The following is a 26,107-nucleotide window of genomic DNA, read 5'->3' as shown; positions in this document are numbered from 1 at the left end:
CAGCAGTAGCAACCGTAGGAGCGCACCGATGTCCGAGGCACCCGAGACCAGCCCCACCGCCTCCCGCCGCACCCTGCTCTGCGGGGCCGCGGCCGTCCTGGCGGCCGGCGGCACCGTGGCGGTCACCGGCTGCGGCTCCTCCTCCTCCTCCTCCTCCTCCTCGGGCACCGCCAGCGCCCCCCAGGGCCCGGTGGACCTCGGCCCGGCCTCGGCGGTCCCGGAGGGCGGCGGCAAGGTCTTCCGCGAGCAGAAGATCGTGGTCACCCAGCCGACCGCCGGCCAGTACAAGGCCTTCAGTGCCAAGTGCACCCACGCCGGCTGCATCGTGGACCAGGTGCAGAAGGAGCAGATCCAGTGCCCCTGCCACGGCAGCCGGTTCGGGATCGTCGACGGCGCCGTGCAGGACGGCCCGGCCCCCTCCCCGCTGCCCGCCTACACCGTCACGGTCGAGGGCGGGAACCTCAAGGTGACCCCGAGCTGACGCAGTTGACCGCCTCCCGACCCTCCCCGCTCCCGCGACCGGTCCCGCCCCCGGGGCCCCGTCCGCACTCGGTACGGTGGACCCATGGCTGACCCGAGCACCTACCGCCCGGCGCCCGGCGCGATCCCGACCTCCCCGGGCGTCTACAAGTTCCGTGACGCCCACGGCCGGGTGATCTACGTCGGCAAGGCCAAGAGCCTGCGGCCGCGCCTGTCGTCCTACTTCCAGGACCTGGCCGGCCTGCACCCGCGCACCGCGACCATGGTCACCACCGCCGCCTCGGTGGAGTGGACGGTGGTCGGTACCGAGGTCGAGGCGCTCCAGCTGGAGTACTCCTGGATCAAGGAGTTCGACCCGCGGTTCAACGTCAAGTACCGCGACGACAAGAGCTATCCGGAGCTCGCCGTCACCCTCGACGAGGAGTACCCGCGGGTCCAGGTGATGCGCGGGGCGCACAAGAAGGGCGTGCGCTACTTCGGCCCGTACGGGCACGCCTGGGCGATCCGCGAGACGGTCGACCTGATGCTGCGGGTCTTCCCCGTCCGCACCTGCTCCAACGGCGTCTTCAAGCGCGCCCGGCAGGTCGGCCGGCCCTGCCTGCTCGGCTACATCGGCAAGTGCGCCGCGCCCTGCGTCGGCAAGGTCTCGGCCGACGAACACCGGGCCCTGGCCGAGGACTTCTGCGACTTCATGGCCGGGCGCACCGGCAACTACCTGCGCCGGCTGGAAGAGCGGATGCGGGAGGCCGCGGCCGAGCTGGAGTACGAGAAGGCGGCCCGGCTGCGCGACGACATCGGCGCCCTCAAGCGTGCGATGGAGAAGAACGCCATCGTGCTCGCCGACGCCACCGACGCCGACCTGCTGGCCGTCGCCGAGGACGAACTGGAGGCCGCCGTACAGATCTTCCACGTCCGCGGCGGCCGGGTGCGCGGCCAGCGCGGCTGGGTCACCGACAAGGTCGAGGACGTCGACACCGCCGGTCTGGTCGAGCACGCCCTGCAACAGCTCTACGGCGGCGGCGAGTCCGTCCCCCGCGAGGTGCTCGTCCCGGCCCTGCCCGAACCGGCCGAGCCGGTGCGGGAGTGGCTGAGCGGCCTGCGCGGCAGCCAGGTCGACCTGCGCATCCCGCAGCGCGGCGACAAGAAGGACCTGATGGCCACCGTGCAGCGCAACGCCCAGCAGGCGCTCGCGCTGCACAAGACCAAGCGCGCCTCCGACCTCACCACCCGCAGCCGCGCCCTGCAGGAGATCGCCGACGCCCTGGAGCTGGACTCCGTCCCGCTGCGGATCGAGTGCTACGACATCTCCCACCTCCAGGGCGAGGACGTGGTCGCCTCCATGGTCGTCTTCGAGGACGGCCTGGCCCGCAAGAGCGAGTACCGGCGCTTCCAGATCAAGGGTTTCGAGGGCCAGGACGACGTCCGCTCGATGCACGAGGTGATCGGCCGCCGCTTCCGCCGCTACCTCCAGGAGCGCGAGCGGACCGGCGAGTGGGCCGTCCCCGAGCCGGACGAGGCCGACGCCGCCGGACCGGCCGGGCCGACCCGGGACGAGGAGGGCCGCCCCAAGCGGTTCGCCTACCCGCCCCAGCTGCTGGTGGTCGACGGCGGCCCGCCCCAGGTCGCCGCCGCCAAGCGCGCCCTGGACGAACTCGGCATCGACGACGTCGCGCTGTGCGGCCTGGCCAAGCGGCTGGAGGAGGTCTGGCTGCCCGGCGAGGACGACCCGGTGGTGCTGCCCCGCTCCAGCGAGGGCCTCTACCTGCTCCAGCGGGTGCGCGACGAGGCCCACCGCTTCGCGATCGGCTACCAGCGCGCCAAGCGTTCCAAGCGACTCACCGCCGGGGAACTGGACTCCGTCCCGGGCCTCGGCGAGACTCGCCGCCAGGCGCTGCTCAAGCACTTCGGCTCGCTGAAGAAGCTCCGGGCCGCCACCGTGGACGAGCTCTGCGCGGTACCCGGCATCGGACGCCGTACCGCGGAGACTGTTGCGGCGGCGTTGTCGTCCCGTACACCCGCCGCACCCGCGGTCAACACCGCGACCGGCGAGATCATCGAGGACGGGGCCGACCAGGCCACCGAGCCGGTGGCAGCAGCACCCCAGACCGCACCATCCCAGGAGACGCCATGACGGCCGACGCCGCCCGTCAGCCGGTGTGCCCCGGCCCCGCCCGCCTGCCCGGGCCGGGGAAGGGCGGCCGCGCCGTGCGCGTTCTCCCCAGCAGAAAGACCGAGAGCGGGGAACCGAAGTGACCGTGTCAGACGTGGCCGAGAACGCGCCGGAGCTGGTGATCATCTCCGGCATGTCCGGAGCCGGCCGCTCCACCGCCGCCAAGTGCCTGGAGGACCTCGGCTGGTTCGTGGTGGACAACCTGCCGCCGGCCCTGATCCCGACCATGGTCGACCTGGGCGCCCGGTCCCAGGGCAACGTCGCCCGGATCGGCGTGGTCGTCGACGTCCGCGGCCGCCAGTTCTTCGACGACCTGCTCACCTCGCTGGACGAGCTGGAGAAGCGCGGCGTCCGGCTCCGGGTCGTCTTCCTGGACTCCTCCGACGAGGCGCTGGTGCGCCGCTTCGAGAGCGTCCGCCGCCCGCACCCGCTGCAGGCCGACGGCCGGATCGTGGACGGCATCGCCCAGGAGCGCGACCTGCTGCGCGACCTGCGCGGCGAGGCCGACCTGGTGATCGACACCTCCAACCTCAACGTGCACCAGCTGCGCGCCAAGCTGGACGCCCAGTTCGCCGACCACGACGAACCCGAGCTGCGCGCCACCGTGATGTCCTTCGGCTTCAAGTACGGCCTGCCGGTCGACGCCGACCTCGTGGTGGACTGCCGCTTCCTGCCCAACCCGCACTGGGTGCCCGAGCTCCGGGCCCGCACCGGCACCGACGCGGACGTCGCCGACTACGTGTTCCAGCAGCCCGGGGCCAACGAGTTCCTGGACGGTTACACCGAGCTGCTGCGCATCGTGACCGAGGGGTACCGGCGCGAGGGGAAGCGCTACATGACGCTTGCCGTAGGCTGCACCGGTGGCAAGCACCGCAGCGTCGCCATGTCCGAGCGTCTGACCAAGCGTCTCATCGCCGACGGAGTCGAGACGGTGCTCGTCCACCGTGACATGGGACGGGAGTAACCGCCGCCTTCCCTGCCGGGCCCGCCGGCGGAGCCGGTGGCGGGGCCGAGAACGCGAGGTGATGTGTGGCGGGATACGTGCCCGGGCGACAGCCGCAGAGCAGGACCGGTGACCGGGCGGGCAGCCCGGCCCGGCCCCCGGCGCCGAGCCGTCCGCGCAGCAGTCCCGCCCGGGCGAACCCGGCTCCGAGGATCACCGCGCTGGGCGGCGGCCAGGGGCTGTCCGCCTCGCTGTCCGCGCTGCGCCGCCTCACCAGCGACCTGACCGCCGTGGTCACCGTCGCCGACGACGGCGGCTCCAGCGGGCGGCTGCGCACCGAGCTGGGCGTGCTGCCCCCGGGCGACCTGCGCAAGGCGCTGGCCGCGCTGTGCGGGGACGACGACTGGGGCCGCACCTGGTCCGAGGTGATCCAGCAGCGCTTCACCGGCAACGGCGAGCTCGGCGGCCACGCCGTCGGCAACCTGCTGATCGTCGCGCTCTGGGAGAAGCTGGGCGACCCGGTGGAGGCCCTGGACTGGGTCGGCCGACTGCTCAACGTCCAGGGCCGGGTGCTGCCGATGTCGGCGGTGCCGCTGGACATCGAGGCGACCGTCCGGGGCCACGACCCGGAGCTCCCCGCCGAGGTGTCGGCGGTCCGGGGCCAGGCGAACGTCGCGGTCACCCCCGGCACCGTGCAGTCGATCCGGCTGCTGCCGGACGGGCCGCCGGCCGTCCCGGAGGCGGTCACCGCCGTCCGCGAGGCGGACTGGGTGGTGCTCGGCCCCGGCTCCTGGTTCACCAGCGTGCTGCCGCACCTGCTGGTGCCCGAGCTGGCCGAGGCGCTCACCGAGACCCGCGCCCGCCGCCTGCTCACCCTGAACCTGGCCCCCCAGCCCGGTGAGACCGAGGGCTTCACCCCGCAGCGTCACCTGGAGGTCATCGCCGACCACGCCCCGGAACTCGAGGTGGATGCGATCCTGGTGGACGAGCGCGCCGTCACCGGCGGCGCCTTCGGCCAGGCGGACCTCGCCGGTCTGGAGAAGGCGGCCGAGCGGATGGGCGCCGCCCTGGTGCTCGGTTCGGTGGCCCGCACCGACGGCACGCCGCGACACGACCCCGAGCTGTTGGCGGCAGCGTACGACCGGATTTTCCGGACACATGGAAGGATCGGGCCATGGCGATGACTCCAGCGGTGAAGGACGAGATCAGCCGGCTCCCGGTCACCCGGGCCTGCTGCCGCAAGGCGGAGGTGTCGGCGATCCTGCGGTTCGCGGGCGGACTGCACATCGTGAGCGGCCGCATCGTGATCGAGGCGGAGCTCGACACCGGCGCGGCGGCACGACGGCTGCGCAAGGACCTCCTGGAGATCTTCGGGCACTCCTCCGACCTCGTGGTGATGGCCCCCGGCGGGCTGCGCCGCGGCAGCCGCTTCGTGGTCCGCGTGGTCAAGGACGGCGAACTGCTCGCGCGCCAGACCGGTCTGGTGGACGGGCGCGGGCGCCCGATCCGGGGCCTGCCCCCGGCGGTCGTCTCCGGTGCCACCTGCGACGCCGAGGCGGCCTGGCGCGGCGCCTTCCTCGCGCACGGCTCGCTCACCGAGCCGGGCCGCTCTTCCTCTCTGGAGATCACCTGCCCCGGCTCGGAGGCGGCGCTGGCCCTGGTCGGCGCGGCCCGCCGGCTCGGCATCCCGGCCAAGGCCCGCGAGGTCCGCGGGGTGGACCGGGTGGTCATCCGCGACGGCGACGCGATCGGCGCGCTGCTGACCCGCCTGGGCGCGCACGAGTCGGTGCTCGCCTGGGAGGAGCGCCGGATGCGCCGCGAGGTGCGGGCCACCGCCAACCGGCTCGCCAACTTCGACGACGCCAACCTGCGCCGCTCGGCCCGTGCCGCGGTGGCGGCCGGCGCCCGGGTGCAGCGCGCGCTGGAGATCCTCGGCGAGGAGGTGCCCGAGCACCTGGCCGCGGCCGGCCAGCTGCGGATGCAGCACAAGCAGGCCTCGCTGGAGGAGTTGGGCGCGCTCGCCGACCCGCCGCTGACCAAGGACGCGGTGGCCGGCCGGATCCGCCGGCTGCTGGCGATGGCCGACAAGCGCGCCTCCGAGCTCGGCCTGCCGAGCACCGAGGCCAGCCTGACCGACGAGATGGCGATGAACTGACGCCCACCGCCCGTGATCGCGACACGGCCGGCGCCCGGCTCCCCGGGCGCCGGCCGTCGTCGTTCCCGGAGGTCCCGGCACTCCCGAATTGGTAGAGACCATTGGGCCCGGGACCAACTGCCCGCCGGACCAAGGCCGGACGGCCTGAATTCGGGTTTGGGGCACGCCACGCCCGGTCTCACCAGGCGGCGCGATGTGCCCTCCCAGGCCCGGGAGGGGTAGGGTCATAGGCGGTCGGGGACTTCCCAAATCTCATCCCCGTCGGGTTCCGGCCCGGCGTACCTAACGAGGAGATCGGTTCGTGACGATCCGGGTAGGCATCAACGGCTTTGGCCGCATCGGCCGCAACTTCTTCCGCGCTGTCAAGGCTCAGGGCGCGGACATCGAGATCGTCGGTGTCAACGACCTCACCGACACGAAGACCCTGGCCCACCTGCTGAAGTACGACACCACCCTGGGCACCCTCCAGGGCGAGGTCTCGCACACCGAGGACAGCATCACCGTCGACGGCCACACCTTCAAGGTGACCGCCGAGCGTGACCCCGCGAACCTGCCGTGGGCCGCCCTGGGCGCCGACATCGTCGTCGAGTCCACCGGCATCTTCACCAAGGCCGAGGCTGCGAAGAAGCACCTCGCCGCCGGTGCGAAGAAGGTCATCATCTCGGCCCCCGCCACCGACGAGGACGTCACCATCGTCCTGGGCGTCAACGACGAGAAGTACGACGCCGCCAACCACCACGTCATCTCCAACGCCTCCTGCACCACCAACTGCGTGGCGCCGATGGCGAAGGTGCTGAACGAGAGCTTCGGCATCGTCAAGGGTCTGATGACCACCGTCCACGCGTTCACCAACGACCAGGTGACCCTGGACTTCCCGCACAAGGACCTGCGCCGTGCTCGTGCGGCCTCGCAGAACATCATCCCGACCTCGACCGGTGCCGCCAAGGCGACCGCCCTGGTCCTGCCGGAGCTGAAGGGCAAGCTGGACGGCACCTCGCTGCGCGTCCCGGTCCCGACCGGCTCGATCACGGACCTGGTCGTCACCCTGGAGCGCGAGGTCACCAAGGACGAGGTCAACGCGGCCTTCCAGAAGGCCGCGCAGGAGGGCCCGCTCAAGGGCATCCTGGCCTACACCGAGGACCCGATCGTCTCCTCGGACATCGTCAACGACCCGGCCTCCTGCATCTTCGACAGCCAGCTCACCATGGTCCAGGGCAACCAGGTCAAGGTGCTCGGCTGGTACGACAACGAGTGGGGCTACTCGAACCGCGTCGTCGACCTGGTCACCCTCGTCGGCGGCCAGCTCTGACGCGGTGGGAGCTGACGTGATGTAGGGGCGAGGGCCCGGACGGCGCACCATGCCGACCGGGCCCTCGCTCCGCGCTCAAGGACTTCTCAGGCGGCCCCTGCGCCGTGCCGCCTCTGCGCATCGACCATCTCCCCAGGAGCAACCGAATCCCCGTGAAGACCATCGAAGAGCTCATCGAAGCCGGTGTCGCAGGCAAGCGCGTGTTCGTACGCGCCGACCTGAACGTGCCGCTGGACGGCGAGACGATCACCGACGACGGCCGGATCCGCGCCGTCGCCCCGACCATCGCCAAGCTGGCGACGGCCGGTGCGAAGGTCGTCGTCGCCTCGCACCTCGGTCGCCCCAAGGGTGCGCCGGACCCGCAGTTCTCGCTCGCTCCCGCGGCCAAGCGGCTCGGCGAGATCCTCGGCAAGGACGTCGCCTTCGCGACCGACACCGTCGGGGAGAACGCCGCGGCCGTCGTCGCCGCGCTGGGCGACGGCGAGGTCGCGCTGCTGGAGAACCTGCGCTTCAACGCCGGTGAGACCAGCAAGGACGACGCCGAGCGCCAGGCCTTCGCCGCGCAGCTCGCCGCGCTGGCCGACCTGTACGTCGGCGACGGCTTCGGCGCCGTGCACCGCAAGCACGCCTCCGTGTTCGACCTGCCGAAGCTGCTGCCGCACGCCGCGGGCGACCTGATCGCCACCGAGGTCGGCGTGCTGAAGAAGCTGACCGACGAGGTGCGGCGGCCGTACGTCGTGGTGCTCGGCGGCGCCAAGGTGTCCGACAAGCTCGGCGTGATCGACAACCTGCTGAAGAAGGCCGACCGGATCCTGATCGGCGGCGGCATGGCCTACACCTTCCTCAAGGCCAAGGGCCACGAGGTCGGCATCTCGCTGCTGCAGGCGGACCAGATCCCGGTCTGCCTGGAGTACCTGGCCGAGGCCGAGAAGCGGGGCGTCGAGTTCGTCCTGCCGGTCGACGTCCTGGTCTCCCCCGAGTTCCCGGACCTCAAGGGCAAGACCCCGGCGAACCCGGACCTCGTCGCCGCGGACGCGATCCCGGCCGACCAGGAGGGTCTGGACATCGGCCCGAAGACCCGCGAGCTGTACGCGGCCAAGCTGGCCGACGCCGGCACGGTGTTCTGGAACGGCCCGATGGGCGTCTTCGAGCACCCGGACTACGCGAACGGCACCAAGGCCGTCGCGCAGGGCCTGCTGGACAGCGACGCGTTCACCGTGGTCGGCGGCGGCGACTCCGCCGCGGCCGTCCGCATCCTGGGCTTCGACGAGAACGCCTTCGGACACATCTCGACCGGCGGCGGCGCGAGCCTCGAGTACCTGGAGGGCAAGACCCTCCCCGGTCTCGCCGCTCTGGAGGACTGAAAACACATGACCGACCGTCTCCCGCTCATGGCGGGCAACTGGAAGATGAACCTCAACCACCTTGAGGCCATCCAGCACACCCAGAAGCTGGCGTTCGCGCTGGCCGACAAGGACTACGAGGCCGTCGAGGTCGCCGTCCTGGTGCCGTTCACCGACCTGCGCTCGGTGCAGACCCTGGTCTTCGGCGACAAGCTGAAGATCAAGTACGGCTCGCAGGACATCTCGCAGCACGACGGCGGGGCCTACACCGGCGAGGTCTCCGGCCCGATGCTGGCCAAGCTCCAGTGCGCCTACGCGGTGATCGGCCACTCGGAGCGCCGCCAGTACCACGGCGAGGACGAGGAGATCGTCAACGCCAAGGTGAAGGCCGCCTACCGGGCCGGGATCACCCCGATCCTGTGCATCGGCGAGCCGCTGGACATCCGCAAGGCCGGCACCCACGTCGAGTACACCCTGGCCCAGCTGGACGGCGCCCTCGCGGACGTCCCGGCCCACCAGGCCGAGACCATCGTGGTCGCCTACGAGCCGGTCTGGGCGATCGGCACCGGCGAGGTGGCCACCCCGGAGGACGCGCAGGAGGTCTGCGCCGCCATCCGTCGGCGGATCGCCGAGCTGTACGACGCCGAGCTGGCCGACAAGGTCCGTGTGCTGTACGGCGGTTCGGTGAAGTCGTCGAGCGCGGCCGGCCTGATGGCCAAGCCCGACATCGACGGCGGCCTGATCGGCGGTGCCTCGCTGGACGCCGACGAGTTCGTCAAGATCGTGCGCTACCGTGAGCAGGCAGTAGGCTAACGCCGCCGCAGCAACGTAGGCTTTGGGGCCGGACCGCCGTACGCGGCCCGGCCCCTTCGCCGAAGATACGAGAGAGTTGGTCCCGTCGTGGTTCTCGGGTTCTCGATTGCCCTGATCATCTTCAGTCTGCTGATGATCCTGCTCGTGCTGCTGCACAAGGGGAAGGGCGGCGGCCTGTCGGACATGTTCGGCGGTGGCGCGATGTCCACCGGCGGCGGCTCGGCGGTGGCCGAGCGCAACCTGGACCGCATCACCATCGTGGTCGGCCTGGGCTGGTTCGCCAGCATCATCGTGCTCAGCCTGCTGCTGAAGTACAAGAGCTGACACAAGCCTGACGCCCCGTCGCCCGAGCGCTTATCCTGGGACGGTCGGGCGCGGAGGCAGTGGTGGCGAAGGCTTAACTCCTGCTTACACTAGGACGACTTTCGCCACCGACGCGCACCGCGGCGGGTCGGCGCACCAGTACGCAGGGAGTCAGACCGTGGCAAGTGGCAATGCCATCCGTGGCAGCAGGGTTGGGGCCGGCCCGATGGGCGAGGCGGAGCGCGGCGAGTCCGCCCCGCGCAACCGGATCTCCTTCTGGTGCGCCAACAAGCACGAGACCCGGCCCAGCTTCGCCGCCGAAGCGGCGATCCCGGACACCTGGGACTGCCCGCGCTGCGGCTTCCCGGCGGGGCAGGACCAGCACAACCCGCCGGCACCCTCGCGCAACGAGCCCTACAAGACCCACCTCGCCTACGTCCGTGAGCGGCGCACCGACGCCGACGGCGAGGCGATCCTGGCCGAGGCGCTGGCGAAGCTCCGCGGCGAGATCTGAGGCGACCGGACGTCGACCGGGCGTCGACCGGACGTCGACCGAACCGAGAAGGGCGCCACCGTCGGATGACGGTGGCGCCCTTCGGCGTCGTCGCCCGCCCGCTACGCCGAGGCCGGCGGGTAGAGCTGCGGCGGGATCCGCTCCGCGGCGGCCCGGTCCAGCAGCAGCAGGGTACGGCTGCGGCCGTACGCGCCGGAGGCGGGCGCCTGGATCTCGCCGGGGCCGGACAGGGTCAGCGCGACCGCGCCCGCCTTGTCCTCTCCGGCGGCCAGCAGCCAGACCTCACGCGCGGCCCGGATGGCCGGGAGGGTGAGCGAGATCCGGGTCGGCGGGGGCTTGGGGGCCCCGCGCACGCCGATCACGGTCAGCTCCTTCTCCCGCACACCCGGGTGCTCGGGGAAGAGCGAGGCGACGTGGGTGTCCGGGCCGACGCCGAGCAGCAGCACGTCGAAGGCGGGGACGCCGAGCCGGTCGCCCGGCCCGGCCGCCCTCGCCAGCTCCTCCGCGTAACGGGCCGCGGCGGCTTCCACGTCCGAGCCGTCCACCCCGTCCGAGGCGGGCATCTCGTGCACCCGCGCCGGGTCGAGCGGGACGGCGTCCAGCAGCTCCGCGCGGGCCTGGACGGCGTTGCGGTCCGGATCGGCGGCGGGCACGAAGCGCTCGTCGCCCCACCAGAGGTCCAGCCGGCCCCAGTCGACCGCGTCGCGCGCCGGGGAGGCGCCGATCGCGGCCAGCAGGGCGTTGCCGTTGCGGCCGCCGGTGAGCACCACCGAGGCGGTGCCGCGGGCGGCCTGGGCGTCCACGATCCGGGTGATCAGCCGGGCCGCGGCCGCCTGGGCCATCAGCTCCTTGTCCCGGTGGACGACCAGCTGCGGGGTCGCGTTGGTCATGCGCTTTCCTTGGCGGCGCGCTTGCCCGCGGCCTTCTTCGCGGGCTTCTTCTCCGCGGCGTCGGCGTCGGCGTCGGCCTCCGGGGCGGCCCCGGCTTCCCCGGCGGTCTCCCTGGCGGCCTCCCGGGCGATCCGCCCGGCCGCCGTGGTCTCCGCGTTGACGGGCTCGTGCAGCCGGTCGACGGGCGTGCGCACGGCCGTCGCGTAGATGTCGTCCGGGTCCAGGCGGCGCAGCTCCTCGGAGATCAGCTCCGCGGTCTCGCGCCGCTTGAGCGCCACCTGGCGGTCCGGCGAGCCGGGCATGGAGAGCGTGCCCATCAGGCCGTCCGGGCGGTCCAGGGTGATGTCCCCGTCCTTGGTGCGCAGGTGCACCGCGGTGATGCCGGGGCCGCCGGTGACGACCCGCTCGACCGGAACGTGCAGCCGGTTGGTCAGCCACAGGCCGAGCAGCTCGACGCTGGGGTTGTAGGACTCGCCCTCGACCACGGCGGAGACGATCTGGGACGGCCGCTGGTCCAGCGCGGCGGCCAGCATCGAGCGCCAGCCGGTGATCCGGGTCCAGGCCAGGTCGGTGTCGCCCGGGGTGTAGCTCTGGGCCCGCTGGGCGAGCTGGCCGACCGGGGACTCGGCGGTGACGGCGTCGGTGATCCGGCGCTGGGCGAGCGAGCCCAGCGGGTCCTGCGCCGGGTGCAGCGGCGCGTTGTCCGGCCACCAGACCACGACCGGGGCGTCCGGCAGCAGCAGCGGCAGGACGACCGACTGGGCGTGCGCGGCGAGCTCGCCGTGCATGCGCAGGACGACCGTCTCGCCGGAGCCGGCGTCCGAGCCGACCAGGATCTCGGCGTCCAGCCGGGTCTCGGCGCGGGCCCGGGGCGAGCGCCCGGCGCGCTTGATCACCGCGAGGGTGCGCATCGGGTGCTCGCGGGAGGCGTCGTTGGCGGCCTTGAGGGCGTCGTAGGCGCTGCCCTCGTCGGTCACGATCACCAGGGTGAGCACCATGCCGGCGGCGGTGGAGCCACTGGCCCGGCGCGCCTCCATGAGCGCGGCGTTGATCTTGCTGGACGTCGTGTTGGTGAGGTCGATCTTCATGGCCGGCGCCAGCTCCTGCCGTCTCGTGCGAGCATCTCGTCCGCCTCGACGGGGCCCCAGGTCCCCGCCGCGTACTGGGCGGGCTTGCCGTGGGTGTCCCAGTACTTCTCGATCGGGTCGAGGATCTGCCAGGAGAGCTCGACCTCCTGGTGACGCGGGAACAGGTTGGCGTCGCCGAGCAGCACGTCGAGGATGAGCCGCTCGTACGCCTCCGGGCTGGACTCGGTGAAGGACTCGCCGTAGGCGAAGTCCATCGTGACGTCCCGGACCTCGAAGGAGGTGCCCGGCACCTTGGAGCCGAACCGCACCGTCACGCCCTCGTCCGGCTGGACCCGGATGACCAGGGCGTTCTGCCCCAGCTCCTCGGTCGCGTAGGAGTCGAACGGCAGGTACGGGGCGCGCTGGAAGACGACCGCGATCTCGGTGACCCGGCGGCCCAGGCGCTTGCCGGTCCGCAGGTAGAACGGGACGCCCGCCCAGCGGCGGTTGTTGATCTCCAGCTTGATGGCCGCGTAGGTGTCGGTCTTGGAGTCGGGGTCGATCCCGTCCTCGTCCAGGTAACCGACGACCTCCTCGCCGCCCTGCCAGCCGGAGGCGTACTGGCCGCGCACGGTGTGCCGGCCGAGGTCGGCCGGGAGCTTGACGGCGCTGAGCACCTTGAGCTTCTCGGCCACCAGCGCCTTCGGGTGGAAGGAGGCCGGTTCCTCGATGGCGGTGAGCGCCATCAGCTGGAGCAGGTGGTTCTGGATGACGTCACGGGCGGAGCCGATGCCGTCGTAGTAGCCGGCCCGGCCGCCGATGCCGATGTCCTCGGCCATGGTGATCTGCACGTGGTCGACGTACGAGCGGTTCCAGATCGGCTCGAACATCTGGTTGGCGAAGCGCAGCGCCAGGATGTTCTGGACCGTCTCCTTGCCCAGGTAGTGGTCGATCCGGAAGACCTCGTCCCGGGGGAAGACCTCGTGGACGACCTTGTTGAGCTCCTGGGCGCTCTCCAGGTCGTGGCCGAAGGGCTTCTCGATGACCGCGCGGCGCCAGGAGCCCTGGGGAGGGTCGGCCAGGCCGTGCTTCTTGAGCTGCTGGACGACCGTCGGGAAGAACTTCGGCGGGACGGACAGGTAGAAGGCGAAGTTGCCGCCGGTGCCCTGGGCCTTGTCCAGCTCCTCGATGGTCTCGCGCAGCTTGCCGAAGGCCTCGTCGTCGTCGAAGGTTCCGTGGACGAAGCGCATGCCCTTGGCGAGCTGCTGCCAGACCTCCTCCCGGAACGGGGTGCGGGCGTGGTCCCGGACGGCGTCGTGGACCTCCTTGGCGAAGTCCTCGTCGTCCCACTCGCGGCGGGCGAAGCCGACGAGGGAGAAGCCCGGCGGAAGCAGACCGCGGTTGGCCAGGTCGTAGATGGCCGGCATCAGCTTCTTGCGGGACAGGTCGCCGGTGACCCCGAAGATGACCAGACCGGACGGCCCCGCGATGCGCGGGAGCCGTCGGTCGGAGGGGTCACGAAGCGGGTTGACGGGGGCGGGCGGGAGGTCGTCCGCGTCCGATTCCGAAGTCAACTCGGGGAAATCAGTGCTCACTTGATGGGCTCCGCTTTCGTGCGCTGGCTGTGAGCAGGGGTCACTTCTCGTCGGCGAAGGAGGCGAGCGAGGCGGTGACGGTGTCGAGCAGCTCGTTCCAGGACTGTTCGAACTTCTCGACGCCCTCGTCCTCCAGGACCTGGACCACGTCGTCGTAGTCCACGCCGGCGGCGGCGATCGCGTCCAGCACGGCCTTGGCGTCGGCGTAGTTGGGGACGATCGTGTTGCCGGTGACCACGCCGTGGTCGCCGGTGGCGTCCAGGGTGGCCTCGGGCATGGTGTTGACGGTGCCGGGGGCGACCAGCTCGGTGACGTACAGGGTGTCCGGCAGGGCCGGGTCCTTGACGCCGGTGGAGGCCCACAGCGGGCGCTGCGGCTTGGCGCCGGCGGCCTCCAGCGCACGCCAGCGGGCGTTGCCGGCGGTCTTGCCGTCGACGCTGCCGAAGACCTCCTCGTACGCCTGGTAGGCGAGGCGGGCGTTGGCCAGGGCGGCCTTGGAGCGCAGGTTCCGGGCGTCGCCGCCGATCTTGTCCAGGCGCTTGTCGATCTCGGTGTCCACGCGGGAGACGAAGAAGGAGGCGACCGACTCGATCTGGGAGAGGTCCAGGCCCTTGGCCTTGGCGGTCTCCAGGCCGGTCAGGTAGGCGTCGATGACGGCCTTGTAGCGCTCCAGCGAGAAGATCAGCGTGACGTTGACGCTGATGCCCTTGCCGATGACCTCGCTGATCGCGGGCAGGCCGGCCTTGGTGGCGGGGATCTTGATGAAGACGTTCGGGCGGTCGACCAGCCACCACAGCTGCTTGGCCTCGGCCACGGTGACGGCGGTCTCGTGCGCCAGGCGCGGGTCGACCTCGATGGAGACCCGGCCGTCGCGGCCGTTGGAGGCGTCGTAGACCGGGCGCAGCACGTCGGCCGCGTCGCGCACGTCGGAGGTGGTGATCATGCGGATCGCCTCGTCGGTGGTGACCTTGCGGACGGCGAGGTCGCGCAGCTGGCTGTCGTAGGAGTCGTCGCCGCTGCCGGCGATGGCCTTCTGGAAGATGGTCGGGTTGGTGGTGACACCCACCACGTGCTTGTTCTGCACCAGTTCGGCCAGGTTGCCGGAGTTCAGTCGCTTGCGGCTGAGGTCGTCCAGCCAGATCGCAACGCCTTCGTCGCTGAGGCGCTTCAGTGCGTCAGTCATGGTGCTTCAGTCCCTTGTTCTTCTGCTTCGTGGGGAAGTCGGACGGGGCCGCGCACTCGCGTGCGGGCGAGTACGCGGCCCTGGACGGCTAGCGGTTGACGGCTTCGAGGGAGCGCAGGGCGTTGTGCGCCTCGGCCACCACGCGCTCGGCGGTGATGCCGAACTCCTCGAACAGCACCTGGTAGTCGGCGGAGGCGCCGAAGTGCTCCAGCGAGACGATCCGGCCGTGGTCGCCGACCAGCTCGCGCCAGCCCTGGGCGATGCCGGCCTCGACCGAGACCCGGGCCTTGACCGACGGCGGCAGCACGCTGTCGCGGTAGGCCTGGTCCTGCTCCTGGAACCACTCGAAGGACGGCAGCGAGACCACGCGGGTCGCGATGCCCTCGGCCTCCAGCACCTCGCGGGCCTTGACGGCCAGCTGGACCTCGGATCCGGTGCCCATCAGGATCACCTGCGGGTCGCCGTCGGAGGCCTCGGCCAGGATGTAGCCGCCCTTCGCGGTGCCCTCGGCGGAGCCGAAGACCTCGCGGTCGAAGGTCGGGACGCCCTGGCGGGTGAGGGCCAGGCCGACCGGGCCCGGGTGGCTGGTCTGGCGCTCGATGACGGTGCGCCAGGCGACGGCGGTCTCGTTGGCGTCGGCCGGGCGGACCATGGTCAGGCCCGGGATGGCGCGCAGCGAGGCCAGGTGCTCGACCGGCTGGTGGGTCGGGCCGTCCTCGCCGAGGCCGATCGAGTCGTGCGTCCAGACGTAGGTGACCGGCAGCTTCATCAGCGCGGCCAGGCGGACGGCCGGGCGCATGTAGTCGGCGAAGACCAGGAAGGTGCCGCCGTACACGCGGGTCCTGCCGTGCAGGGCGATGCCGTTCATGGTCGAGCCCATGGCGTGCTCGCGGATGCCGAAGTGGATCGTGCGGCCGTACGGGCTCGCGGTCTTCAGCGGGTTGCCCGCGGGGAGGAAGGAGCTGTCCTCGTCGATGGTGGTCAGGTTGGACTCGGCGAGGTCGGCCGAGCCGCCCCACAGCTCCGGGATGACCGCGCCGATCGCCTTGAGGGTGTCGCCGGAGGCCTTGCGGGTGGCGACGTCCTTGCCGGCCGGGAAGGAGGGGACGGCCTTCTTCCAGCCCTCGGGCAGCTCGCCGGCCTGGATCCGGTCGAAGTCGGCGGCGCGCTGCGGGTGGGCGGCGCGCCAGGCCTCGAAGGTCTGCTGCCACTGGTCGCGGGCGGCCTTGCCGCGCTTGATGACCAGGCGGGCGTGCTCGATGACCTGGTCGCTGACCTCGAAGGTCTTCTCCGGGTCGAAGCCCAGGACCTTCTTGGTGGCGGCGATCTCGGCGGCGCCGAGCGCGGAGCCGTGCGCCTTGGCGGTGTTCTGGGCGTCCGGGGCCGGCCAGGCGATGATGGTGCGCATCGCGATCATCGACGGGCGGGAGGTCTCGGCCTTGGCCGCGGCCAGCGCGTCGGCGAGGGCGGCCACGTCGATGTCGCCGTTGGGCTTCGGGGTGACCCGCTGGACGTGCCAGCCGTACGCCTCGTAGCGCTTGAGGACGTCCTCGGAGAAGGCCGTCTCGGTGTCGCCCTCGATCGAGATGTGGTTGTCGTCGTAGAGGGCGACCAGGTTGCCCAGCTGCTGGTGACCGGCCAGCGAGGAGGCCTCGGCGGAGATGCCCTCCTCCAGGTCGCCGTCGGAGACGACGGCCCAGATGGTGTGGTCGAAGGGGGACTCGCCGGCCGGCGTCTCGGGGTCGAACAGGCCGCGCTCGTAGCGGGCGGCCATCGCCATGCCGACCGCGTTGGCGATGCCCTGGCCGAGCGGACCGGTGGTGGTCTCCACGCCGGCCGTGTGGCCGTGCTCGGGGTGGCCGGGGGTGCGGCTGCCGGCGACGCGGAAGGCCTTGAGGTCGTCCAGCTCCAGGCCGTAGCCCGACAGGTACAGCTGGGTGTAGAGCGTCAGGCTGGTGTGCCCGGGGGAGAGGACGAAGCGGTCACGGCCGACCCAGGACGGGTCGGTCGGGTCGTGGCGCAGGAAGCGCTGGAAGATCAGGTAGGCGGCCGGGGCCAGCGACATGGCCGTCCCGGGGTGCCCGTTGCCGACCTTCTGGACAGCGTCCATCGCGAGGACTCGCGCGGTGTCCACCGTGCGCTCGTCCAGATCGGTCCACTCGAATGCGTTCGTCGGCGCAGTGCTCACCCTGTCTCAGGGCTCCTTCCGTATTGAAGAGTGACCCCGTGAATGGGGACCGGGTCGGCCACGGCGCTGTGGTCCCGACGCTGGGTGGTGCCGGTCACGGAGGGTAGATCCCGCTTCTGCGTGCGAGCCTACCGTCCGGGCCGGGGCTCACCCTCCGTGCTGAGACAACCGGGATTTCCGCATGGTGATTCCCACTAGGCCTGTATGACTGGTTTTGTCCCAGGCTCTCCCGGTTCGCGGACCTCCGCCGCCGGGGTGGTCAGGACGGGCTAGCGGACTCCGCCGGAGACGGTTCGTGGCTTCACCCAGTCGGTTCACCCGCGGGTGTGCGGTTCCGCCTCGCCGGGGGACCCCGGGGCCGGATGGGATATATGGAGCGTCTATGGTGTCGTGGTACGCGCAGAGCGGACGATTCGGGACCCTTCGTTCCTGTGGACGCCTGCGAAGTTTCATCTTCAGTTGGGGTGTTAGTGACCGCCGTCGAAACCCGTCCCGCCGGGGTCACCGGGGCGACGCCTGCGAACCGGCCGATCGGGGCCCGTGTCGGCGCGTTCGTCGCACTGACCAAGCCCCGGATCATCGAGCTGCTGCTGATGAGCACCGTGCCGGTGATGTTCCTGGCCCAGCAGGGCGTGCCGAACATGCTGCTGGTGCTGAAGGTCGTGGTCGGCGGCTACCTCTCGGCGGGCGGCGCCAACGCCCTCAACATGTACATCGACCGCGACATCGACGCGGTGATGTCCCGGACCGAGCGGCGGCCGATCGTCACCGGGATGGTGTCGCCGCGCGAGGCGCTGGTGTTCGGCATCGTGCTCGCGGTCGTGTCGACGCTGCTGCTGGGCTTCGGCGTCAACTGGCTCTCCGCCGGACTGGCGTTGGGCGCGCTGCTGTTCTACGTGTTCGTCTACACGCTGGGGCTCAAGCGGCGCACCTCGCAGAACATCGTCTGGGGCGGCATCGCCGGCTGCATGCCGGTGCTGGTCGGCTGGTCGTCGGTGACGAACTCGGTGTCCTGGGCGGCGGTGGCGCTGTTCCTGGTGGTGTTCTTCTGGACGCCGCCGCACACCTGGGTGCTGTCGATGAAGGTGCGCGACGACTACCTGCGGGCCGGGGTGCCGATGCTGCCGGTGGTCAAGGGCAACGTGGCGGTCGGCAAGCAGGTCGTCATCTACTCCTGGGTGATGGTGGCGACCTCACTGGCGGTGTGGCCGCTGGGGCACATGAGCTGGCTGTACCCGGTCGCCGCGGTGGTGCTGGGCGCGGCCTGGCTGCGCGAGGCGCACGCGCTGTACGGGCGGGCCAAGGCCGGGATCGTGGGCGCCAAGCTCAAGGAGATGCGGCTGTTCCACTGGTCGATCACCTACCTGTCGCTGCTGATGGTGGTGTGCGCGGTCGACCCGTTCGTGAAGTAGTCGCGACGTAGTTCGCGGAGCACGAGGTGCGTGCGCGAGAGCCCCGGTCCGGTGGACCGGGGCTCTCGCGCGTCCGGGGCGGCCCGGCGGGGTTCAGCGGGCGGGGAGCTCGGAGGGGCCGACGTGGCCGTCCAGCCAGTCCCGCAGCGGCCGGGAGGCGCGCAGGAAACCGGTGATCCGGGTGTGCGCGGCGCGGGTGCCCAGCCACGTCGCCGGCTCCCACTCCTGCCAGGCCACCAGGCCCTTGTGGCGCAGCAGCTCGATCCGGGGGTGGTCCTTGGGGTAGCCGCGCGGGGCCGACTTGAGGGAGTCCCGGCCGAACACCCGCGGGCCGTCCTGCTCCACCCGGGCGATCACCCGCTCCAGTTCGGCGCCGGTGACGTCCTCGGCGACGGCGGCGCGGTAGCGCTCCAGCTGGTCCGGGGCGAGCTGGTACATGCCGTTGCCGCAGGCCAGGCCGTCGGCGGAGAGCTGGATGTAGCCGCCGCTCTCCAGGTGCGCGCCGATGTGCGTCTTGTACGGGGACTTGTCGGCGCTGAAGCGGACGTCGCGGTTCGGGCGGAAGATCTTCCCCGGCCCGAACTCCGGCTCCAGGTCGGCGAGCAGCTGCTCCATCGGGGCCCGGACGACGTCCTCGTACCGCGTCTTGTGGGCCTGCCAGAAGGTCTTCGAGTTGTCGGCCTCCAGGTGCTCGTAGAAGTCGAGCGCCTCGGTCGGCCAGCCGGAGAAGGTCACGCCTCCAGTATGTGTCCCGGTGCACAGGGCGCTCCCGTCGCCAGTGCCTCTACCGGTGGGTAGCATCGGCGCATGAGCGAGCGAAGTGAGCGAATCATCGAGAGGTGCGTACGGGCGAACGCCCCTGCCGAGCGAAGCGAGGCGGGCGCATGAGTAGCGCAGAGACCGCCGCCGCGCCGGACGCCCGCACCGAGCGCCGCGCCAAGCGCATCGCCAAGAACCTCACCGGCTTCGCCCGGCAGCACGGGGGCAGCGCCGACGCGGTCGTCGAGTACGTCGGCGCCGTGGCCACCCGGATCGTCGTGGTCGGCGCGGACGGCGCCTGGGGCGACCAGGTGGCCCCCAGCTACGCCGTCGGCCGGCGGGCCGCGGAGCTGGCCGGGCTGACCCTGCACGACGACTTCGAGGGCGAGCTGGGCCTCAAGGTGAAGACCGGCCCGTACGAGTGGAAGCGGATGGCCGGGATCCAGCTCGGCGGCTGAGCCCCGGACACCGCGAAGGCCCGGTTCCCCTCGGTGCGGGGGAACCGGGCCTTCGGCGTTCCGGCGGCGTCAGACGGCCGCGGCCTGCGGCGGGGCCTGGGCGGGCAGCTGCCCGGCGGGCAGGTCCGCGCGGGTGCGCAGGGCGAGCGGGACGCGCAGCGCGGCGATCCAGGTGAGCGCGGCGAGGAGCATGTGCAGGCCGACCATCAGCTCGGGGGCGTCGGTGAAGTACTGCACGAAGCCGAGCACGCCCTGCAGCAGCAGGACGCCGAGCAGCTCCTTGGCCCGGGCCCGGGCGGGCCGCGGGGCCTTCACGGCGGCCAGGACGAAGATCACCGCGATGGCCAGGCCGACCGAGACGAAGGCGAAGTCGGCGTGGAACTGGGCGAGGCGGTCGTAGTCGATCGGGATCCGCGGGACGATCTTGTTGTCCTTGGGCGTGCCGGGGTGGTGGCCGGCGCCGGTCACCAGGGTGCCGGCCGCGACGAGCAGCCCGACCACGGCGACCAGGACGTACGAGAGCCGGTGGATCGGCGGGGCCACCGAGAGCACGGCCGGGCCGTCGCCCTCCTTGGACCGCTCCCACATCAGCAGCGCGACCCAGACCAGGGCCATCGCGGCGACCATGTGCAGCGCGACGGTGTACGGGTTGAGGCCGGTCAGCACGGTGATGCCGCCGAGCACGGCGTTGCTCATCACCAGCCAGAACTGGGCCCAGCCGAGCTTGGTCAGGCTGCGCCGCCAGGGGCTCGAGGTCCCCCCGGCCGAAGGCCGGCGGTGGCAGCGGGCGGCCAGGATCGCCCACCCGACGGCGGCGCTCAGCACGTAGGTGAGCATCCGGTTGGTGAACTCGACGACGCCGTGGAAGCCCATCTCGGCGGTGGGCGTCAGGCTCTCGTCGGTGCAGCGGGGCCAGGTCGTACAGCCGAGGCCGGAGGCGGTGAGCCGGACGGCGCCGCCGGTGACGACGATCACCACGCTCATCACCAGCGCGGCGAACGCGGCGCGCCGGACCATCGCGGCGGAGGGCTGCCAGCGCTCGGCGAGCAGGGAGAAGGGGGTACGCACGGGGTCAATCGTAGGCGGCCTTACAGGCGATCTTGGGGCGGGGCGCGACGGCGCGGGGCCGGGCGGGGACTGCGGCGGGGCGGGGGCGGGAACGGCGGCGGGGGCGGGGTGGGGGCGAGTGGCGGTCGCGGAGGCGGCGACGACACGCGGGGGGCGACACGCGGGCAAAAGCCGCATTTCGCTCAACTCTGACCAATGGTCTTGACCAATCGCCGGTTCGGCCGAAAGAGTGCCCCATTGGTCCATACCTCTTGCGGGCCAAATCCCCCCATAAACTCCCGCACCCCAAGCGGAGACCTGCACATGCGCATACCCATTTCCGCCGCCGCGCTCGCGGTCGGCGGCTCGCTCGCCCTGGCCGGCCTCGTCGCCCCGGCCGCCCAGGCCGTCGGCACCGACCAGGAGTGCCGCAACCTCGGGGTCGCCAACCTCTACGGCGAGTTCATCGAGGGCGACGACACCCACACGCCCGACGCCGAGGGCGCGGTCGCGGTCGGCGGCAACGCCGACTTCACCGGCGGCTTCTCGGCCGGTCAGGAGCTCACCCCCGCCGAGGTCGACGCGCTGCCCGGCCGGAACGCGCTGGTCGTGGCCGGCCGCATCACCGGGCACAACACCCAGGTGATGAAGGGCAACGGCGTCTACGGCTCCAAGGGCGACGGCGCGGTCGTCCAGGCCCACCAGGGCGTCATCACCCAGGGCGCCTCGCCGATCGACTTCAAGGCCGAGTTCGCCAGGCTGCGCGCCGCCGCCACCGCGCTGGCCGCCGTGCCGCAGACCGCCGGCGCCACCGTCCAGGCCGACGGCGCCAAGCTGACGTTCACCGGCGGGGACGCGAAGTACAACAGCTTCACCGTCGACGCGGCGAAGCTGCAGGGCGCCAAGGACGTCTACGTCAAGGTGCCGACCGGCGCGGTGACGGTGATCAACGTGACCGGCGGTTCGTACGACATGGCGGCGGCCGGGACCACCGGCTTCCACCTCTGGGACGCGGGCACCTCGGCCTTCGTCCTGGACGACAAGCTGCAGAGCGCGGCCGGCGGGGCGATCCGGGCCAAGCTGCTCTGGAACTTCCCGGCCGCGACCAAGGTGGTCAAGAACAGCAAGGCCGCCTGGGCGGGTACCGTGCTCGCCCCGAACGCCGCCTTCGACCTCGGCAGCGGCGGCCCGGTCAACGGCTCGGTGATCGCCGCCTCGCTGACCGGCAAGGGCGGCGCGGAGACGCACCACTACCCCTTCACCGGCTGCCTGCCGGGCCCCGCCGTCCCGACGCCGACCGGCACGCCGACCGTGCCGCCGGTCACGCCGAGCGGCTCGCCGTCGGTGTCGCCGAGCGGTTCGGCCTCCCCGAGCGGATCGGCGAGCCCGTCGGGCAGCCCGTCCGCGCCGACCAGCGGCAAGCCCAGCGCGAGCGGTTCGGCGAGCCCGTCGGCCTCCGGCTCGACCGGCGCTCCGGTGGCCTCCGGTTCGCCGAGCCCGTCCGCCCACGCGGACGGCGGCGGCAACCTGGCGCACACCGGCTCGGGCCCGGTGCTGCCGCTGGCGATCGGCGGTGCCGTGGTGATCGCCGCCGGTGGCGCGATCCTGGTGGCCGCCCGGCGCAAGGCGGCCAAGAAGGCCTGACCGGGCCCGGAGGCCCGGATGTTCCTCGGCTGACCGACGCGGCGCCCCCGGTGATTGAACCCGATCACCGGGGGCGCCGTTCTGTCTTGACGGTGACGAAGTTCATTCACGTTCGCCGAATCCGCGTTCCGCGAGGTGGCGGCTGTGATGGGCTGGTCATGCACATCGAAGACTGGACGGACAGACGAAATCCGGTCGGACGGCGGGGTGTGGCGGGATGCGGGAGTGCCGGTAGAGTCCCCCGGACAGTCGTAGCGGGCCACCGCGAACCAGTCAACACGCCTGCTGCACAAGACCGTTCGGAGGGGAACAGCGTAATGGCGCGACAGCAGCGGCACATCGGGATCGGCGCGGCGGCACTGGCCGGCACGGCGGCGGCCGGTTTTCTCCTGCCCCTGGCACTGGCCACCAACGCCTCGGCGCACGTGCCGAGTTGGTCGGTGACCTGCGACAAGGTCGTGATCGACCTGATCAACTACAGCCCCAAGCCTGACGTGAAGAACACCGTCAGCCTCACCATCGACGGCGACAAGGTCCTGGACGCCAAGGCCTTCCCCGCCGAGTTCCACGGCACCTTCCCGGTGAAGGACCACACGGCCCCGATCAAGGCGACCCTGGTGGTCTCCACCTCGGAGAACCCGGAGGAGAAGGGCTGGAACATCAACGAGACCAAGACCATCGAGCCGTGCCACACGCCGACTCCGACCCCGACCCCCACCAGGACCCCGACCCCCACGCCGACGCCGACGCCCACCGTGACGCCGACGAAGACCCCCACGCCGACGCCGACGCCGACCGTGACGCCGTCGAAGACCCCGTCGGCCTCGCCGACCCCGAGCACGACCCCGGTCCCGGTGCCCACCACCAGCGGGCCGGTGCTCGCCCAGACCGGTAGCAGCGACGCCACCCCGATGATCGCGGCGGCCGGCGGCGGCGTGCTGCTGGTCGGCGGCGCGCTCGTCCTGCTCGCCCGCAAGCGCCGCGGCGGCAGCCGGGGCTGACGCTCCCGTCGGCCGAAGCCACGACGCCCGACGCCCGACGCCCCCCGGCCTCATCAGGCCGGGGGGCGTCGGGCGTCGTGGCGCAGCGCGCGGGGGAGCCGTTACTCCCAGCGGAAGAAGCGGGCGGCGGCCGCCAGCCCGAGCACCGACCAGCCGGCCAGGATCCCGAGGTCCGCCCAGGGCACCCCGGCGCCGGTCTGCAGCACCGACCGCAGGCCGTCCGAGAGCGCCGAGATCGGCAGCAGCTCCAGCACCGACCGCACCGCGTCGGGGAACTTGCCGAGCGGCACGATCACCCCGCCCGCGAGCAGCAGCAGGATGAACACCAGGTTGGCGGCGGCCAGCGTGGCCTCGGCCTTCAGGGTGCCGGCCATCAGCAGGCCGAGCCCGGAGAAGGCCGCGGTGCCGAGGACCAGCAGCGCGGCGACGGACAGCGGGTCGCCGTGCGGGGACCAGCCGAGCGCCAGCGCGATCACCGACAGCAGCGCGACCTGCAGCACCTCCGTCACCAGGACGCAGCCGGTCTTGGCGGTCAGCAGCGTCCAGCGCGGGAGCGGGCTGGCACCGAGCCGCTTCAGCACGCCGTAGCGGCGCTCGAAACCGGTGGCGATGGCCTGCCCGGTGAAGGCGGTGGACATCACGGCCAGCGCGAGCAGGCCGGGGGCGAGGAAGTCGACCCGCTTGCCGGGGCCCTCGACCGCGACGACGTCCACGGCGGAGAACAGCACCAGCAGCACGGTCGGGATGACCACGGTGAGCAGCAGCTGCTCACCGTTGCGCAGCAGCATCCGGGTCTCGAACGCGGTCTGGGCGAGCAGCATCCGGCCGACCGGGGCGGCGCCGGGCCGGGGGGAGTAGTCGGTCGCGACGGCGTCCGCGGCCGCCCCGCTGCGTGCGCTCATGAGCGGAGCTCCCGTCCGGTCAGGTCGAGGAAGACGTCTTCGAGGCTGCGGCGCTGGACGGACAGCCGTTCGGGCAGCACCCCGGAGGCGGCGCACCAGCCGGTCACGGTGGCCAGCAGCTGTGGGTCCACCGGCGCCTCGACCCGGTAGCTGCCGGGGGCGGTCTCAGTGGCGGTGGCGCCCTCGGGCAGCTCCTTGAGCAGCGGGCCGAGGTCGAGCCCGGGCGGGCCGTCGAAGCGCAGGGTGCTCTCGGCGCCGCCGCGGCACAGCTCCTCGACGGTGCCGTCGGCGATCACCCGGCCGCGGTCCACGACGGCGACGCGGTCGGCGAGCTGCTCGGCCTCGTCCATGTGGTGGGTGGTGACGACCACGGTGACGCCGTCCCGGCGCAGGTCGCGGACCAGGTCCCAGGTGGCCCGGCGGGCCTGCGGGTCGAGGCCGGCGGTCGGCTCGTCCAGGAAGACCAGCTCGGGGCGGCCGACCACGGCCATCGCCAGGGCGAGCCGCTGCTGCTGGCCGCCGGACAGCCGCCGGTAGGTGGTCCGGCCGCAGGAGCCGAGGCCGAGGCGCTCGACCAGGGCGTCCACGTCCAGCGGGTGGGCGTGCAGCTTGGCGGTGTGCCGCAGCATCTCGACGGCGCGGGCGCCCGCGTACACGCCCCCGGTCTGCAGCATGACGCCGATCCGGGGGCGCAGCGCGGCGCTCTGGGTGACCGGGTCGAGGCCGAGGACGCGGACGGTGCCGGCGTCGGGGCGGCGGTAGCCCTCGCAGGTCTCGATGGTGGTGGTCTTGCCGGCGCCGTTGGGGCCGAGGACGGCGGTGATCGCGCCGGCCGCGATGGTGAGGTCGAGACCGTCCACCGCGGCCTTGTCACCGTAGCGCTTGACCAGCCCGGCGATCTGGACCGCGGGTTCGGAGTGCATACCGGCGAGTGTAAGAGGCGCTCACGGATCGGTGGCACGGCGGCCTCGACGGTCGTTCCACCAGGCCAGGTAAGGCTTACCTGCGTGATCGATGACACCGGTGAGGCCTGGATCACGGGTTGTCCCGACGGAAGCAATTACGCAACACTGGTGTTGTGAAAAACATGCGCGAGCACGCCCAGCAGCAGGAGGCCGAGTCGGCCTCCCACTGCGACGTGCCCGTGACGGCGGCCGAGGTGCTGCTGGAGGGCCACCGGGCCACCCGGGACCGGGTCGCCCGGTCGATCCTGGATCACGGTCCCTCCTCCGCCGCCGACCTGGCGAGCCGGCTCGGCCTCACCGCCGCCGCCGTCCGCCGCCACCTCGACGGACTGGCCGCCGCGGGCCTGGTCGAGTCCCGCGAGCAGCGGGTCTACGGCAGCCGCGGCCGCGGCCGCCCGGCGAAGGTCTTCGCCCTCACCGACGGCGGCCGGGACGCCTTCTACCAGGCGTACGACCAGCTCGCGGCCGACGCGCTGCGCTGGATCTCGGAGTCGGTGGGCGGCGGCAAGGCGGGCGAGGAGGCGGTCGCCGCCTTCGCCCGGGCCCGCTTCGGCAAGCAGGGCGAGAAGTACCTGGAGGCACTGCGCCTGGCCGGGGCGGGGGAGCGCACCGAGGCACTCGCCCAGGCGCTGAGCGCGGACGGGTACGCTGCCACGGTGCGGCGTGTCCCGTCGGCCGCGGCCAAGGCCCCGGCGGGCGCCCAGCTCTGCCAGCACCACTGCCCGGTCGCGCACATCGCCGAGCAGTTCCCGCAGCTCTGCGAGGCGGAGACCGAGGTCTTCTCCCAGCTCCTGGGCACCCATGTGCAACGGCTGGCCACCATCGCCCACGGCGACGGGGTCTGCACCACCTATGTGCCGGCAACCGGTGCCGCATCGTCGTCCCCCCGGCGTTCCGCGGGCCGCGGCTCCGATGCAGTGCCGACTGCCGGTACGTCCACCGAAGATTCTGCGTCCGCGCGTTAGG

24 protein-coding genes are annotated in these 26,107 nt (G+C 72.2%); 15 read left to right on the top strand and 9 right to left on the bottom strand.

Annotated features, from left to right (window positions below; all coding sequences use genetic code 11):
- The first annotated feature begins 28 nt into the window (after positions 1 to 28).
- The 10 genes from AB0Q99_RS16755 to AB0Q99_RS16710 all read left to right on the top strand — a co-directional run bounded on the left by AB0Q99_RS16755 (position 29) and on the right by AB0Q99_RS16710 (position 10,030).
- Entirely contained in the window at positions 29 to 481 is a 453-nt protein-coding gene (locus tag AB0Q99_RS16755) for a Rieske (2Fe-2S) protein (RefSeq protein WP_363572343.1), read from the top strand.
- A gap of 84 nt (positions 482 to 565) precedes the next feature.
- Positions 566 to 2,611, top strand: a complete 2,046-nt coding sequence (uvrC, locus tag AB0Q99_RS16750) for an excinuclease ABC subunit UvrC (RefSeq protein ID WP_363572341.1) — start codon at positions 566 to 568, stop codon at positions 2,609 to 2,611.
- Positions 2,612 to 2,729: 118 nt separating this feature from the next.
- The gene (gene rapZ / locus AB0Q99_RS16745) at positions 2,730 to 3,614 is read left to right on the top strand and encodes an RNase adapter RapZ (RefSeq protein ID WP_363572339.1); all 885 of its coding nucleotides are present in this window, start codon (positions 2,730 to 2,732) and stop codon (positions 3,612 to 3,614) included.
- Between the two features lie 77 nt (positions 3,615 to 3,691).
- Positions 3,692 to 4,777 (top strand): uridine diphosphate-N-acetylglucosamine-binding protein YvcK, encoded by a 1,086-nt coding sequence (gene yvcK / locus AB0Q99_RS16740; RefSeq protein ID WP_363572337.1) that lies wholly within the window; start codon positions 3,692 to 3,694, stop codon positions 4,775 to 4,777.
- Entirely contained in the window at positions 4,768 to 5,748 is a 981-nt protein-coding gene (gene whiA / locus AB0Q99_RS16735; RefSeq protein WP_030238424.1) for a DNA-binding protein WhiA, read from the top strand. Before yvcK ends, whiA begins: the two co-directional genes overlap by 10 nt.
- Before the next feature lie 301 nt (positions 5,749 to 6,049).
- On the top strand, positions 6,050 to 7,057 hold the full coding sequence (gene gap, locus AB0Q99_RS16730) for a type I glyceraldehyde-3-phosphate dehydrogenase (RefSeq protein ID WP_363572335.1): 1,008 nt from the start codon (positions 6,050 to 6,052) through the stop codon (positions 7,055 to 7,057).
- Between the two features lie 152 nt (positions 7,058 to 7,209).
- Complete coding sequence (locus AB0Q99_RS16725) at positions 7,210 to 8,421, top strand: phosphoglycerate kinase (protein ID WP_363572333.1); 1,212 nt, start codon at positions 7,210 to 7,212, stop codon at positions 8,419 to 8,421.
- 6 nt (positions 8,422 to 8,427) lie between these two features.
- The gene (gene tpiA, locus AB0Q99_RS16720) at positions 8,428 to 9,213 is read left to right on the top strand and encodes a triose-phosphate isomerase (RefSeq protein WP_363572331.1); all 786 of its coding nucleotides are present in this window, start codon (positions 8,428 to 8,430) and stop codon (positions 9,211 to 9,213) included.
- An 87-nt stretch (positions 9,214 to 9,300) separates the two neighbouring features.
- The gene (gene secG / locus AB0Q99_RS16715; protein WP_189916417.1) at positions 9,301 to 9,537 is read left to right on the top strand and encodes a preprotein translocase subunit SecG; all 237 of its coding nucleotides are present in this window, start codon (positions 9,301 to 9,303) and stop codon (positions 9,535 to 9,537) included.
- A 157-nt stretch (positions 9,538 to 9,694) separates the two neighbouring features.
- On the top strand, positions 9,695 to 10,030 hold the full coding sequence (locus tag AB0Q99_RS16710; RefSeq protein ID WP_030055963.1) for an RNA polymerase-binding protein RbpA: 336 nt from the start codon (positions 9,695 to 9,697) through the stop codon (positions 10,028 to 10,030).
- A 101-nt stretch (positions 10,031 to 10,131) separates the two neighbouring features.
- Here AB0Q99_RS16710 and pgl read toward each other — a convergent pair whose 3' ends face one another.
- The 5 genes from pgl to tkt all read right to left on the bottom strand — a co-directional run bounded on the left by pgl (position 10,132) and on the right by tkt (position 16,953).
- The gene (pgl, locus tag AB0Q99_RS16705; RefSeq protein ID WP_363572329.1) at positions 10,132 to 10,920 is read right to left on the bottom strand and encodes a 6-phosphogluconolactonase; all 789 of its coding nucleotides are present in this window, start codon (positions 10,918 to 10,920) and stop codon (positions 10,132 to 10,134) included.
- A complete protein-coding gene (gene opcA, locus AB0Q99_RS16700; RefSeq protein ID WP_363572327.1) occupies positions 10,917 to 12,008 on the bottom strand; it encodes a glucose-6-phosphate dehydrogenase assembly protein OpcA in 1,092 nt (363 codons plus the stop codon). The genes pgl and opcA overlap by 4 nt, the downstream gene beginning before the upstream one ends.
- Complete coding sequence (zwf, locus tag AB0Q99_RS16695) at positions 12,005 to 13,561, bottom strand: glucose-6-phosphate dehydrogenase (protein WP_363572492.1); 1,557 nt, start codon at positions 13,559 to 13,561, stop codon at positions 12,005 to 12,007. Before zwf ends, opcA begins: the two co-directional genes overlap by 4 nt.
- 61 nt (positions 13,562 to 13,622) lie before the next feature.
- The gene (gene tal, locus AB0Q99_RS16690) at positions 13,623 to 14,765 is read right to left on the bottom strand and encodes a transaldolase (RefSeq protein WP_363572325.1); all 1,143 of its coding nucleotides are present in this window, start codon (positions 14,763 to 14,765) and stop codon (positions 13,623 to 13,625) included.
- Between the two features lie 88 nt (positions 14,766 to 14,853).
- Positions 14,854 to 16,953, bottom strand: coding sequence for a transketolase (gene tkt, locus AB0Q99_RS16685; RefSeq protein WP_363572323.1), 2,100 nt, complete (start codon positions 16,951 to 16,953; stop codon positions 14,854 to 14,856).
- Between the two features lie 464 nt (positions 16,954 to 17,417).
- On the opposite strand from tkt, the gene AB0Q99_RS16680 reads away from it, so the two are divergent.
- The gene (locus tag AB0Q99_RS16680) at positions 17,418 to 18,365 is read left to right on the top strand and encodes a heme o synthase (RefSeq protein ID WP_363572321.1); all 948 of its coding nucleotides are present in this window, start codon (positions 17,418 to 17,420) and stop codon (positions 18,363 to 18,365) included.
- 93 nt (positions 18,366 to 18,458) lie between these two features.
- Here the strand turns inward: AB0Q99_RS16680 and AB0Q99_RS16675 are convergent, their stop codons facing one another.
- Positions 18,459 to 19,100: a DUF2461 domain-containing protein gene (locus AB0Q99_RS16675; RefSeq protein WP_363572319.1), complete on the bottom strand. Its 642-nt coding sequence runs from the start codon at positions 19,098 to 19,100 to the stop codon at positions 18,459 to 18,461.
- Between the two features lie 149 nt (positions 19,101 to 19,249).
- On the opposite strand from AB0Q99_RS16675, the gene AB0Q99_RS16670 reads away from it, so the two are divergent.
- Complete coding sequence (locus AB0Q99_RS16670; RefSeq protein ID WP_363572317.1) at positions 19,250 to 19,582, top strand: hypothetical protein; 333 nt, start codon at positions 19,250 to 19,252, stop codon at positions 19,580 to 19,582.
- A gap of 69 nt (positions 19,583 to 19,651) precedes the next feature.
- On the opposite strand, the gene AB0Q99_RS16665 is transcribed toward AB0Q99_RS16670, so the two are convergent.
- Positions 19,652 to 20,599, bottom strand: a complete 948-nt coding sequence (locus AB0Q99_RS16665) for a COX15/CtaA family protein (RefSeq protein ID WP_363572490.1) — start codon at positions 20,597 to 20,599, stop codon at positions 19,652 to 19,654.
- A gap of 354 nt (positions 20,600 to 20,953) precedes the next feature.
- On the opposite strand from AB0Q99_RS16665, the gene AB0Q99_RS16660 reads away from it, so the two are divergent.
- Together AB0Q99_RS16660 and AB0Q99_RS16655 are read left to right on the top strand one after the other, a co-directional pair.
- Positions 20,954 to 22,273 (top strand): choice-of-anchor A family protein, encoded by a 1,320-nt coding sequence (locus AB0Q99_RS16660; RefSeq protein WP_363572315.1) that lies wholly within the window; start codon positions 20,954 to 20,956, stop codon positions 22,271 to 22,273.
- A 317-nt stretch (positions 22,274 to 22,590) separates the two neighbouring features.
- The gene (locus tag AB0Q99_RS16655; RefSeq protein ID WP_363572313.1) at positions 22,591 to 23,274 is read left to right on the top strand and encodes an LAETG motif-containing sortase-dependent surface protein; all 684 of its coding nucleotides are present in this window, start codon (positions 22,591 to 22,593) and stop codon (positions 23,272 to 23,274) included.
- A 101-nt stretch (positions 23,275 to 23,375) separates the two neighbouring features.
- Here the strand turns inward: AB0Q99_RS16655 and AB0Q99_RS16650 are convergent, their stop codons facing one another.
- Positions 23,376 to 24,176 (bottom strand): ABC transporter permease, encoded by an 801-nt coding sequence (locus AB0Q99_RS16650; protein WP_363572311.1) that lies wholly within the window; start codon positions 24,174 to 24,176, stop codon positions 23,376 to 23,378.
- The gene (locus tag AB0Q99_RS16645) at positions 24,173 to 25,099 is read right to left on the bottom strand and encodes an ABC transporter ATP-binding protein (RefSeq protein WP_363572309.1); all 927 of its coding nucleotides are present in this window, start codon (positions 25,097 to 25,099) and stop codon (positions 24,173 to 24,175) included. Before AB0Q99_RS16645 ends, AB0Q99_RS16650 begins: the two co-directional genes overlap by 4 nt.
- Positions 25,100 to 25,263: 164 nt before the next feature.
- On the opposite strand from AB0Q99_RS16645, the gene AB0Q99_RS16640 reads away from it, so the two are divergent.
- The gene (locus AB0Q99_RS16640) at positions 25,264 to 26,106 is read left to right on the top strand and encodes a helix-turn-helix domain-containing protein (protein ID WP_363572307.1); all 843 of its coding nucleotides are present in this window, start codon (positions 25,264 to 25,266) and stop codon (positions 26,104 to 26,106) included.
- Position 26,107 lies beyond the last annotated feature (1 nt).

The sequence above is a fragment of the Kitasatospora sp. NPDC086791 genome, assembly GCF_040685975.1.
Taxonomy (GTDB): Bacteria; Actinomycetota; Actinomycetes; order Streptomycetales; family Streptomycetaceae; genus Kitasatospora.
The sequence above is the reverse complement of the archived record's forward strand: the minus strand, read 5'-3'. Positions and strand labels throughout refer to the sequence as shown.